The sequence below is a fragment of the Butyrivibrio sp. MB2005 genome, from assembly GCF_000424285.1.
Lineage (GTDB): Bacteria > Bacillota > Clostridia > Lachnospirales > Lachnospiraceae > Butyrivibrio.
Genome location: NZ_AUJP01000003.1, coordinates 268,611 through 281,580, shown reverse-complemented (window position 1 = coordinate 281,580; position 12,970 = coordinate 268,611). Strand labels below are relative to the sequence as shown.

Sequence of the window (12,970 nt, the reverse complement as noted above, 5' to 3'; positions counted from 1 at the left end):
AGATACATAAATCGAATGTTAACCCTACAGTTTTCTTGAAGTCCTCTTAGTGAAATATATCCTTCACTCATAAAACCGAATAGTACGGTCTTCAACATTTTGACTGGATTATATCTGATTCTGCCAAGCTTATGCTCTGGCACATTTTTCAGATACTTCTCAAGATTCATACCTCCCACGAGTTCGTCAAAAGTAAAAACCGGATCACAGATATCCAAACAATCTGAAATAAAAAATGGTAAAACGCCCTGATTTATAGTATTATAAGAATTGGTTTGATTGTTCATGGTAATATTTTACCATGAAAAAAGAGAAGTAATTGGCTGTTTCCAGCTATTACTTCTCTTTTTTTCATGGACTGATTATTTCACAGCCCCTATTTGTCAATAATCCATTTTTATCATCATTTCAGGATCAACAAGTGCATAGATTTCCCTTAAATTGGCATATTTCTCATATGTTATCGCATAACCGTTGAATGAATATTCTGCTCTGTCAGTACCAAAGTCATCTTCGTTTTCCCAATAGTCTGCATTTAAACTCATAGTAGAATTTACTATATTACCTGAGCCATCATATTCCGTGATGTCCAGATATTGTCTTCCCATATGTGAAAAATCCGAATGTCCTACAAAAGCAGTTCCAGATGCCTTATCCCTGTATATTGAACACACTGAAGCTGTCCCGTCCCCTTCATCAAGCAAGTAAATCTCATCTCCCCGACAATCAATTATTGTAAATCCGTAACTTATAGTATCAATTAATAACTCCATCTCATGATCATTATCTACATCATACAAGTATGCTGCAGGCTTACCAAAATCTTCTATTATCCATTCAAAATATTCAGAAAACAAACTATCAGACCAGTTTTCTTCTGAAGGTCCATATTTTTCAATCTCATATTGCGTTGGCTTCCTAATATACACTCTTGCTTCATCATTTAAAAACCTCTTGAAGGCATCCATTACTACTGCATCCCTTTTCGGTTCCACAAAATCATACTTTATTGACTGTACGCTTAATCCATCAAAGATGCTCTCGTCATTTCGTATCACTATAAAATATGCCTTTCCTATAAGTGGCTCTTCACTTCTGGTTGCATCATAATATGTACGTTCATATCCAAAGAAATTCCCCTCTTCACTGTCTACAAGCTCATATTCCAGCCGCCATTTATCTGTTCCTATATTTTCAGCACTAATGAAATTGCCAAGTCCTGGACCCATATAACCGGCATCCGGTCCATAAATAACGCAATAATCCTCAAATCTAAATGAAGAATATTCTCCTTGAATATCTACAAATTCATCATATGATTCATCATTTGAAAACCTATCATCACCAATTGCTGATTCTACGTATTTTAAATAGCCATTCTTATCCATCCAAAAAAAACCAGAAGGATATTGTTTAATGTAAATGTATTCATCTCCAAGGCTGTTTAGAAACCGTTTTTCTGTTTCAGTATCTATTTTTAATGCCACTTCTGAAAAAAGATAATCTTCAATTCCTCCTGTCCAACCGAATATATCTTTTAGATTTTGAAGCGTAAGTGAACACTCCAAATCATCTTCATTATTAGTAAAAGTTACAATTTGATCAAGAAAACTCTCAAGCTTTTCACACTTTGAAAAGTCTATATTTCTGCTCTCTACTTCTGTTTCCTCCTGTGTTTCCTGCTCAGCAGTATTCTCTTTTACCTCCTGTTTCTGTTCAGCAGTATCCTCTTTCACTTCCTGTTTTTGTTCAGCCTTCTCTATAAGATTCTCAACCGCCTGACTGTTTCCATACTTATCATCACCCTGCACCACTTCACTGGTGCGGGAGTTCTTTATCATGATGACAGCGAAGATTACTGCTGCAACCGCCACAGCTGCCGCAATGATAGCCACTACTGATAACAAGGTAGCAGATGTTTTTTTAGGTCTTATAGCTTTTTTTGATGCGCTTTTTTGTCTTGGCTGAATTTTATTTCCGCATTTCGGACAAAACTTAGCGTCACTACTTATTTCTTTTCCACAGTGGTTGCAAATCATCACTTTTCCTCATTGGGTATCTGCTTGCTATCATGGGTTCTCATACTGACTTGAACGACCCTCCAAATTTGGAGGGTCATATTTGATTAACTAAAGACATGTTATTTCTCCCCTGAGTTCGAATACCTTGCTAAACTTGCTTTAAAGTTTTCATTTTTACCAGGTATTATTATTTGTTCAATTATTCCTTCGTTTATCTCACTATCCTCATCTAATTCGTCATAATGTGCTATATTATAAAAATCTCCTATTTCAATATCGTTAAGAGTATAACCATTTTTATGTATAACACTTATTATCATATCATAAGTATCATCACTAATTAAATCTGGGTCTATTCCTTCTGAAATTAAATTTTTCTTTAATAAGTCAATTTCTTCATTATCAGTTTGATTTTGAGTATTATATATGGATTTTAGTTTTGTAAGCATATACTCTTTGGATACAAGAGGGGCAGCATCAAATAAATCTTTGGGATTACCATAGCCTTCATACTTCTTCATTTCTTCATAGCAATCATCCCGGCTCATATATGTCTTATGTCCATCAACTTCAATGTACCAGTTTAATTTGCTATCAATTTCATCCTCACTTATATTCTCGAATTCCGGATCATCATAGTCAATTCTGCAAACCGTCTGAAATTCATTATCCACCAATCTGGATACCCATTCACATACACCAAATAATCTAAATCCATGCGTTGCCTCACTAATAATTCCTTGCTTCTCATAATAAGAAGCTCCCATAAGTGTTCCACCACTTTGGGCTCCTTCATATATACAGACCGGGCTTCCATGGTCAATCCGATATATCGAATAAAAAGGATAAAGACCTTGATCACTTTTCACAATAAGGTTTGGATATCCTGAATCATCTAAGTAAATTAGTCCGCATTCATCACATTCAAATTCTTCATCGCTAATAATATCTATATAACACTTTGATATTTTCACAAACTCTGTGTCTTGGTTGTGTTCCTCTATAATAGAATCAAGACTTGAATTAATAGACTCTGTCACCTGCTCATTCTCTTTCGGATCAGTATCTGATGCTTCACTTTCTATATCATCAGGTTCCTCAACAGAGATATCAGCAATTGCATTTTCTGGGTTTTCAACAGCATGCTCATCTGCAATGCCAAAAGAAGGCTCTTCTCTCTCGGCAACACTTCCAGTACCATCGGGTGCAACAACTGACACATCACTTTTTTCAGAAGTACATCCACATATAACTCCCATAGCAACAGCAATTACAATAACCGTAGAAAACAATCCTCTCATTATTTAATCCACCATAATTCCAAAAATCCCAGACAAGTAACATTATTACCACTTTGCTCCAGTATCCGTGTTAATACTGCACTCAAAATTGCCTTCCTCACTGATTCCGGATTCATCATTATGCATTCCTAATGTAACGATGAGCTCATTACCATTTAAATGAAAATATAACGGCCAGTAATACTCATCCATAAAGTCATACATCCAGACAATAGATCCATCCTTTGAAAACTTGTAGAGATAATTATCATAATATCCCATCGCGTATAAATTCATGTTATCATCTGCAGCCATTATGGCTCCGCTTATACCGCCTTCTTCCGTAAAAAGATTCTTAGCCTCTGTCTCTCCTGTCTGCTTATTCAGCCTAATATATGTATTCTCATCAATGATATATACATGTTCTCCATTTACACAGACAGACGCACTATTCAGTTCTGCACCGGGGTATTCTTCAGTGATATATTGCCAGGCTGCCTTACCATCCATGCGCACGCCTCTTACTATTGAGTATTGATTTATCTGATCATCGGATTTGTTTTCAACTGATACATACTTCACATAATTTGCAGCATTACCTGAAGATGTGTTATTAGCTGATATCGTCTCAACCTGAGATGATGCAACCCATCCTATTTGCAATAACGAATCTATACACTGATACCAGGTTTTACCGTTAACTTCAGTCAAATCGATAACGTCAAGGATGGTTCCATTATTGTACGGAGTAATAATATAATAATCTGTTCCCGCGCCATCTCTGAAATTTACATACCCATCAGGTGCTGCTACACGCACAGAAAAAAGAATTGCAGGCAGATTTTCCATATATCCGGGAATCGTGTTCTCCTCATCTACAGTGGTATCATGTTCATCCACTTCCAAATTTTCTATTCCATTATCGTTCTTTTCCTTCCCATTACCCTGGGACTCAGCTTCGTTTACTTCAGTTATATCTGATGTACTAACGCCTGCTGTATCTTCTGTATCTTCATCAATATCAGCTTCTTCCTGCCCTAATTCGTCAGATTCATTTTCAATATCTCCAAGATCCTGCTCTTTTTCCCCCACTACAATAGTGGTATCTTCCTGCACGGGTTCAGCATTCCCGGAATTTCTTTTACCCCCACTTACTATCAAAACTGCAATGAGAACGATTACCAGGACCACACCTATTCCTATGGCTATTATCATTTTTGAAGGAATCTGATTCTGAACCTTTTGAGACCCCAACGCAGAATTTAAGTCCGGCATAGGATTTGTTCCCATCCCGGCAGAGTATTGTCCCATTTGAGTGTTAGCCGTTTTTTCATCAGCTGCACCTGGCCATACCCTTGTTTTAGGCTTTAGCTCTTTTCCACACTTGGGACAAAATTTTGAATTGTCACTTATTTCTTTTCCGCAGTAAATACATTGCATATTATTCTATCCTTTCTGAGGATATACCTACTATTTCTGTATCATCTGCACATTCACATCCACCCGTCCTGATACACCGTCAATTTTGGCTTCGCTTGAATATTGCCAGAAATTGAAATTATAGGGTGTCTGCGGAAGTTCTTCATAGTCTGCATACCAGACAGGAATATCTCCTGATTTAGAAAACTCAGCCTGTATCTCTGAAAGATTCAGGTTATGTGCCTCCCAAAGCATATTTGAATAGATTCCGGGAGTATAGTCATAGACTGACTCTTTGATCTTTTTGAAAAAACTGATTGTATTTGCAGTAAACTGAGAACGATTTTCAAAAATTTCATAGGTTCTGGCATCCTTGTCAGGCTCAGCAGTTCCTTTTATGAGAATACTTTCAGGGTCATAGACGACAGGCAGATCCAGCTCCCTGCCATTTAAGATATTAAGGACGAAATCAGCCTCTTCCTCTGCTTCCGCTTCATTGATTGCCTGAGAGAAAATATATACACCTACATCCAGACCTGCGATTTTTGCCTGCTTGTAGTTATCCTCGAATTTGGAGTCCTTATTAAGTTTTCCCTCCTGGCCATAGCCGCGATAAGCAATCCTTATAAATGCAAAATCGATTCCGGCAGCCTTAACCTTATTCCAGTCAATGTCACCGTTGTGATAGGACACATCTATGCCCATTCTTGAAGAATATTTATCATCTGAATACTTCAGATAATCCCCACTATGCTCAAAATAGTCCGGATCATATTCTGTCAACGGAACACCACTGTCAACCTTCGAGGTATATTTATTACCATAAACATCAATAAATTCGAATGTATCTCCGACGGATAATCCTTTAGCAGTAGTTCTTTTTTCATTATCGTAAGCTAGTGTTTCTTCATCGGATGATGGTTCACTATCAGATAAATCACTGGAGTCTGAAGACTTAATTCTTCCGGAAAACTTTACCTTTAGAATCCTCAGTACCGACTCGTCAATCCTCTTCTCTGTGATTCTTCCATCCATAACCGCGTTAAGGACAGCATCGTAAGACGACTTCAGATCTCCTGCCATCAGAAGCATGTCGCAGCCTGCCTCCAAAGCAAGAACAGACGACTCCTCAGCTGTGTAATGCTCACTTATAGCTCCCATTCCTAATGCGTCAGTGATTATGATACCCTCATATCCCATCTTATTTCTGAGAAGATCTGTCACGATTTCAGAACTGAGAGTGGACGGCGTATCGCCACCCAATATTTCAGGAAGAGATATATGCGCAACCATCACAAAATCGGCATAACCGTTTATACCATCAGAGAAAGGAACCAGCTCACACTCTTCAAGTTCCTGCATGGTCTTGTAGGAATAAGCATACCCTTTATGGGAATCCTCCTTGGTATCACCATGTCCCGGAAAATGCTTGTAACATGAAAATATTCCTTCACTGTGCAAACCTTCGGCATAGGTTTTCGCCATAACCGATACCTCTTTCGGGTCTGAACTGAAAGCCCTGTCACCTATTACGGTATTATCCTTATTGGTAAGAATATCCGCATCCGGAGCAAAATCAGTGTTAAATCCCAGATCAGCAAGGTAATTGCCGATGTATGAAGCCGCGTCCTTCACACCATCTACGCCACCGGCAGCAGCAATCTCATACATAGGATCGATTTTTTTTACTCCGAAGGCCGGATTACTTCCGATGCGCAAAACTCTTCCGCCTTCTTCATCGAGCCCTAAGAAAATCGGAATCCCCGTGCTTTCAGTCACATAGTCCTGAGTTCTTTTAAGCATTTCTTTGGTCTGCCCGGGATCCTTAAGACTACTTGCCATATATATAAGTCCGCCAACAGGAATGTCATCGTATTTTCTCTTAGAAGCCTCTCCGAATGCGGTAACCTCCTGATAGCCGGTCAGCCCCTCCGGGGTCACGAAAAAGAGCTGCGCAACCTTCTGTTTTAAGGACATAGATGCCAGCACTTCTTCCGGATCTTTGTTATATGATGTCTCAGATTCGTCAACGCTTTCATCCATTATTTCTATGGATTCATCCTCTTCAAGATTCTCGTAAGACTCGCTAACCTCTTCCTGACCATCATTTTCTTTAATTTCTTCAACAGCAGCACTATCAGTTTCAGGTGATAATACATCTGTATCTATAGCATCATCTGTTTCCACTCCGGTATCAGCATCGTCCACGGTCTCACCAAGTTCACTTCCGACAGGTTCAAACAATGAATCTACACCTGAATCTTCATTATCCGATGCCTTGGCACAGCCGAATAAAAAAAGTGCAGAGATACAAATCATGCAGACACATGTTTGCATGATTCGCAATTTTCTATTTTTCTTTGTGGTATTATTGATTAGCCTCAAGGAATTCCTCCCAAGTCTGTGTGGCTTTTGTCGAACCGGAAAAGCCACAGGTTCTATACTCATTTTCAACGACATATGAATATGTCAGCTTATCGAAATCATCCACCCAGCTACGCTTAACAGAAAGCATTCTATATACATAATCCGCATCTACTTTAATGAGATCATATACAATGGAGGTTCCGGCTGCATCAGCATTGCCTGTTACAACTATCTTGCCCTTATCGGCATCTGTCTTATATAGAATGTCCTGAGATTCATAAAACATATTCGCTTCATTTGAATGGACTATATCCGAAAACTCTTCTACCGATCTTCCATCCGTTCTCCTATACATGGCAAAGCTGAGTTCTCCCCCATTGCTTCCTGAAAACGCAATTGTCTTAATATTTTCGCCGTAAGTACTGTTATAACTATATTCATCGACATAAACAGCATTAAACAGATTAGCCGGATACCAGAAGTAAAACTCTCCCATTCCCGAGTCATATCTTAGGTATTTCTTTGGATCCAGATTTGCCGAGTAATCCTCAACAGTATTTCTGTCTATCTTAAACTCTTCATACAGAGCCTCTTCATAATCTGTTTCCTCAGTCTGAATCTCTGTATCGGCTTCTTCTGCGGTCTCTTCAGTTGCAGCCTCACTTTCTTCAGGCACCGGTTCTTCTGCTTCTGCCGTTTCTTCTACTTCTGCAGAGTTTTCTGTTTCCGCTACATCTTCAGTAACATCAGCGGTGTTATCGGAATTATCTTCATCTGTTGTATTATCCGCATCACTCTGTATATCAACATCCTGTGCGATCACATCCGTGTTACGTTCTGCTACATCTTCGATCTTATTATCCATCACACCACCGGATCCATTTTGTTTTCCCAGTACAAAGCCCACTATAGCTATAACCAATGCACCGACAATTCCCAGTGCAATTACAATGTACTTTTTATTTTCAGATGAACCGCTCTTTTTCTTATTCCCGCTTGCATCTCCAATCGAATTATTGATATTGGAAGAGACATTGTTTAAAGCTACAGTCTCTGTCTGTCCGTTATACAGTTTAGCCTCAAGTTCCCCCATGGTCTTAATACGATTCTCCGCAAAGACCGCAAGTCCCGCCATAATTGCTTCTTCCGCCACGGATTCTATCTGTATTCCATAGGAAGACGGCCGTTTTATGGTATCCTGCCTCATCCTCTCCATGGATTCCGGTGGTTTTTCTCCTGTTATACAGCGGTAAATTGTGGCGCATAGAGCATAGACATCTGTCCAGGGTCCCTGATTTCCCTTTGAGCGGTACTGTTCTTCAGGTGCAAACCCCGGTTTAAGCAGCACAGACAGGCTCTTTTCATCCGTACCGCCAAAATCCCTGGCAGCACCGAAATCAATGAGCTTGATCAGTCCATTCTCCTGAATCATGATATTGTCGGGACTGATATCCCTATGTATTATCTGAGCCTCGTGAACCTTTGCAAGTGATTGGATAACAGGAAGCATCATGGAAAATGTCTCCTGCACACCAATCCTTCCACCATGCTCTTTAAGGTATTCCTTTAAAGTAATACCTTTAACATACTCCATAACAATATACGCAGTATTGTTTTCCTGGAAAAAGTCCCTTACATGAACAATCCCCGGAAGGTCCGAGAATCTCGCAAGGCTTCTGGCCTCCCTGACAAAGCTCTCTTTCCACTTGTCATACTGGGTTTTATCTATATTGGTATAGACCGTGACATTGGAAGTCGTCTCGGATTCCCTGCTGACATAACCGCCGGGATAAAACTCCTTAATGGCAATCTTTATCTCAAGGTTCAGATCAAAGCCTATATAAGTAATTCCAAAACCGCCCTCACCGATAGACTTTCCCACAAGATATTTTCCCTGCAGGATGGTATATGGTTTTAAGGCATGCGACGAAGCAGGCACGGTATCTCCTTTTTTAAACCCGCAATTTGTGCAAAAGTCATCCTCCTGTGGTATCTCATTCATGCAGTTGGGACATATTCTATTAATATCAATCATGCTGTTTGAATGCTCCTTTTTTGAAGAATTGACATTTGTTCATCGCCTCTTAATCATCATATTCACAGATGTATCCAATCCTTCCTGAGTATGAAGGTACGATTTCCAGTACGTCAGAGGGAATGTCATTCAGAAAATAATTGAAGGTATCGTTTTCCTTGTTTTTAATACGAATCAGGTCTATATACTGCTCGATATAAACATTGCCATCGTTGTCTGTTGAGCCAAAGCCGGGTTCACCACTCAGCCACATATTTCGATAGATGGGATTTCCATTATCTCCGTTCAGGATATCCCTGCCCATATTGTTATCCTGTTTTACCCAGTGGTATTCGAGGGCATTCTGACCGTCACTCTCATTGGGATCACGCTTAGCCCCGATATAGTAGAGGAGCTCATCCCGGTTTTCCCGCTTTATCTGATCGATGATATAGTTGTACTCTTCTATGGAATTGATATTAACCAGATAGCCGCCCTTGCTGACGCATTCATAATATGCCTCAATCCATGACATATCCTGACAGACTATCTCATATCTGTGGATTGCAAGCTCCCTTTCTTCTTCCTTTCTCTTTTCCTCTTCTTCCCTCTGCCTTTGCTCTTCCTCTGCTTTTTTCGCTTCTTCCTCTTTCTGCTTCTCAAGCTCTTCCTGAGCGGCAGATTCATCGGTTACACTATCAGCTTCTTCTGTCGAAGCATCTACCTCCCCGGTAGTTCCGTCTTCCGCAACAATATCTCCTTCACCACCCGGACCTGCTCCTTCAAGCTGTCCCGATACACCTCCGGAGCCTTCAGTTCCCATATAGGCCATTTCTTCAGTCTCAGCCGGAGTCCTCGAACCTGACATATTCACCACAAGGATTACCCCAAGAATCACAATAGCTGCAGCCAAAGCACCGATAATTGCTATATAAAGCAGTTTCTTATTTTTGCTATTATCCGTAGCCTGTATAGGAGGCGCTAAATAAGCAGTAGAAGGACCGGCAGTCATCTCAGGAACATATGGTGTAGATTCAGTTACACCGGTATGCGCTGTGTTTAAATTGTATAGTTTAGCCTCAAGCTCACCCATAGTCTTGATGCGCTTTTCAGCAAATACCTCAAGTCCCTGCATAAGGGCAGCTTCTTGCGATGGACTTATCTGTATACCATAAGAGGATGGCTTTTTGATGTCATCCTGCCTCATTCTCTCCATTGATTCCGGTGGTTTTTCACCGGTAATACAGCGATAGATGGTTGCGCATAGCGCATAGACATCTGTCCAAGGTCCCTGATTTCCCTTTGATCTGTACTGCTCCTCCGGGGCAAATCCTGGTTTTAGAAGGACTGACATACTCCGCTCATCACCTGCGCTAAAGTCCCTTGCGGCTCCGAAATCAATAAGTTTAACCGCGCCATCATCCTGAATCATAATATTATCCGGGCTGATATCTCTATGGACTATCTGAGCCTCATGAACACGTGCAAGTGACTGGATTACAGGCAGCATCATAGAGAGGGTCTCCTGCACCTGAATTCTACCACCTCTGTTCTTAAGGTAGTTTTTCAGTGTCTCACCCTCAACATATTCCATTACAATATATGCTGTATTATTTTCCTGGAAAAAGTCCCTGACATGGACTATGCCAGGGAGATTTGAAAACTTTGCAAGGCTTCTGGCCTCTTTTACAAAACTATCCTTCCACTTCTCAAACTGAGCGCTGTCTTTGGATGCGTAATTGGTGACAACACTGGTGACAGCGGATTCTCTGGTAACAAATCCGTTCGGATAGAATTCTTTGATAGCAATACGTATCTCAAGATTCAGATCAAGTCCTATATAAGTTATTCCAAAGCCGCCTTCGCCTATTACATTTCCTACAAGATATTTTCCCTGTAAAATAGTAAAAGGCTTTAGAGCATGTGTGGATTCTTTTTCACCGGATTCACGATTATGGCCGCAATTGCTGCAGAAGGTGTCATCCTTCCCCATTTCGCGCATACAGTTCGGACAGATATTGCTGATATCCATAAAATAACCTACTTTCTCTTATTCTCTACTTCCTTGATCATATCTCTGTTAGCTTTCTCATAATCATTGAAAATGTATTCCTGCATCGCGTCAAATTCTTCAGGTGTGTACTCAGGTCTGTACCAGGATTTTGAATAGAAATATTCCTGCAGATCTTCGCTTGTAAACATCCTGCCATGTCTGGCATAGATCTCATTCCTTGCAAGACGCAGCTCCTCATCCGTCATGGACTCAAATAAAGACCTGGGATAAATCCTCGAATCTGAATCATACAGAATGTACTCATCCTCGATGGAACTGACTTCTTCTGCTGCTTCATCGCTTGCATCATTGAGCTCATCGGATACTTCTTCTGTTTCAGTAGCAGGTTCTACGGTTACTTCCGGCTCCTGCTGCGCTACTTCTTCAGATACAGGATTATCTTCCTGCATCTCATCAGACGTTTCAGTCTTTTCTGCAATAGTATCTTCTGTAGTCTGCTCTTTAACCGGCTCCGTCTGCATATCGGAATAAGCGGGGGCATTATCACGGGTAGCATAATTCATCTCGTCGCTTCCTGTCCCCGAACCGTTTTTCATATTACTGAAAACAATGAATCCGATAAGTGCAGCTATGGCTACGCCAAGTACAGCTATAACGCCTACCAGGACACCCTTACTGCCTTTTGATCCATTCACCGGTTTTGCGGAAGAATCATAGTTCTGCATATTATTACCGGACAAGGGACGCGTAACCGAATCATCACCATACTGCATATATGCAGCACCGCCCCGGGTATCCGGCATGGTTACTGATGCATTGCCTGAGGTTGAATAAGACGTCCTGCCATACAACCTGGCTTCCAGCTCTCCCATGGTCTGTATGCGCTTCTCCGCATAGACTTCAAGTCCAGACATAAGAGCAGCTTCCTGTGAAGCGCTTATCTGAATTCCATAGGAAGAGGGCTTTCTGATCGTATCCGCGCGCATCCTCTCCATGGATTCCGGAGGTTTCTCTCCCGTAATACATCTGTAGATTGTTGCACAGAGAGCATATACATCAGTCCAGGGTCCTTGATTACCCTTGGATCTGTACTGTTCCTCAGGGGCAAATCCAGGTTTTAACAGAACGGACAGACTCTTTTCATCCGCTCCACCAAAGTCTCTTGCAGCTCCGAAATCTATAAGCCTGATATTACCGTGGTCATCAACCATAATATTATCAGGGCTGATATCCCTGTGGATTATATGCGCCTCATGCACTCTGGCAAGCGATTGTATCACCGGCAGCATCATAGACATCGTCTCATCCACAGACATCCTTCCGCCACATTTTTTCAGATGTTCTTTCAGAGTCTCTCCGGAGATGAAATCCATGACGATATATGCAGTATTATTTTCCTGAAAATAATCCCTGACATGTACTATTCCGGGGAGATCAGAAAACTTGGCAAGGCTTCTGGCTTCACGAACAAAGCTGTCTTTCCATTTTTCGTACTGGCTGTGATCAGCTGTAGTATAATTGCTAACGGTGCTCCTGATATCAGCCTCTCTGGAAACAAATCCGTTCGGATAGAATTCTTTAATGGCTATCCTGATCTCAAGGTTTAAGTCAAAACCGATATAACTTATACCAAAACCACCCTCACCCAGTACATTCCCGACAAGGTATTTACCCTGAAGGATAGTAAAAGGCTTTAGAACATGCGGTGATCTTGCTGCTTCAGAGCCTTTCTGATAGCCGCAGAACTGGCAGAATTTATCCCCGGGTTTTAATTCTCTCATGCAGTTGGGACACAGATTTTGTATATCCATATAGCCCCTTATCCGACAAGCATTCCGCTCTCCACTAAACAGGG

At 40.9% G+C, this 12,970-nt stretch carries 7 protein-coding genes and 1 pseudogene; all 8 read right to left on the bottom strand.

The features are described 5' to 3' along the window. Nucleotides 1–287, bottom strand: a pseudogene (locus G610_RS23985) (hypothetical protein); the annotation flags it as partial. 96 nt (nt 288–383) lie between these two features. Then, complete coding sequence (locus tag G610_RS0101365) at nt 384–2,039, bottom strand: zinc ribbon domain-containing protein (RefSeq protein WP_081667116.1); 1,656 nt, start codon at nt 2,037–2,039, stop codon at nt 384–386. A 101-nt stretch (nt 2,040–2,140) separates the two neighbouring features. Next, nucleotides 2,141–3,322: a hypothetical protein gene (locus G610_RS0101355; protein ID WP_026523339.1), complete on the bottom strand. Its 1,182-nt coding sequence runs from the start codon at nt 3,320–3,322 to the stop codon at nt 2,141–2,143. Nucleotides 3,323–3,367: 45 nt separating this feature from the next. Then, complete coding sequence (locus G610_RS0101350; protein ID WP_026523338.1) at nt 3,368–4,741, bottom strand: zinc ribbon domain-containing protein; 1,374 nt, start codon at nt 4,739–4,741, stop codon at nt 3,368–3,370. A gap of 30 nt (nt 4,742–4,771) precedes the next feature. Continuing rightward, complete coding sequence (locus G610_RS21875) at nt 4,772–7,105, bottom strand: glycoside hydrolase family 3 N-terminal domain-containing protein (protein WP_051197451.1); 2,334 nt, start codon at nt 7,103–7,105, stop codon at nt 4,772–4,774. Then, nucleotides 7,089–9,122 (bottom strand): protein kinase domain-containing protein, encoded by a 2,034-nt coding sequence (locus G610_RS21870; protein WP_051197449.1) that lies wholly within the window; start codon nt 9,120–9,122, stop codon nt 7,089–7,091. Before G610_RS21870 ends, G610_RS21875 begins: the two co-directional genes overlap by 17 nt. Nucleotides 9,123–9,171: 49 nt before the next feature. After that, nucleotides 9,172–11,133 carry a protein kinase domain-containing protein gene (locus G610_RS21865; protein ID WP_051197447.1) on the bottom strand — a complete coding sequence of 654 codons (1,962 nt, stop codon included), beginning with the start codon at nt 11,131–11,133 and terminating at the stop codon, nt 9,172–9,174. Between the two features lie 8 nt (nt 11,134–11,141). Continuing rightward, nucleotides 11,142–12,926 (bottom strand): protein kinase domain-containing protein, encoded by a 1,785-nt coding sequence (locus G610_RS21860; protein ID WP_051197445.1) that lies wholly within the window; start codon nt 12,924–12,926, stop codon nt 11,142–11,144. Between the last annotated feature and the right edge of the window lie 44 nt (nt 12,927–12,970).

Coding starts and splice junctions, on each gene's coding strand:
- G610_RS0101365 (WP_081667116.1), bottom strand. CDS start 2,039: ATGATTTGCAACCACTGTGGAAAAGAAATAAGTAGTGACGCTAAGTTT.
- G610_RS0101355 (WP_026523339.1), bottom strand. CDS start 3,322: ATGAGAGGATTGTTTTCTACGGTTATTGTAATTGCTGTTGCTATGGGA.
- G610_RS0101350 (WP_026523338.1), bottom strand. CDS start 4,741: ATGCAATGTATTTACTGCGGAAAAGAAATAAGTGACAATTCAAAATTT.
- G610_RS21870 (WP_051197449.1), bottom strand. CDS start 9,122: ATGATTGATATTAATAGAATATGTCCCAACTGCATGAATGAGATACCA.
- G610_RS21865 (WP_051197447.1), bottom strand. CDS start 11,133: ATGGATATCAGCAATATCTGTCCGAACTGTATGCGCGAAATGGGGAAG.
- G610_RS21860 (WP_051197445.1), bottom strand. CDS start 12,926: ATGGATATACAAAATCTGTGTCCCAACTGCATGAGAGAATTAAAACCC.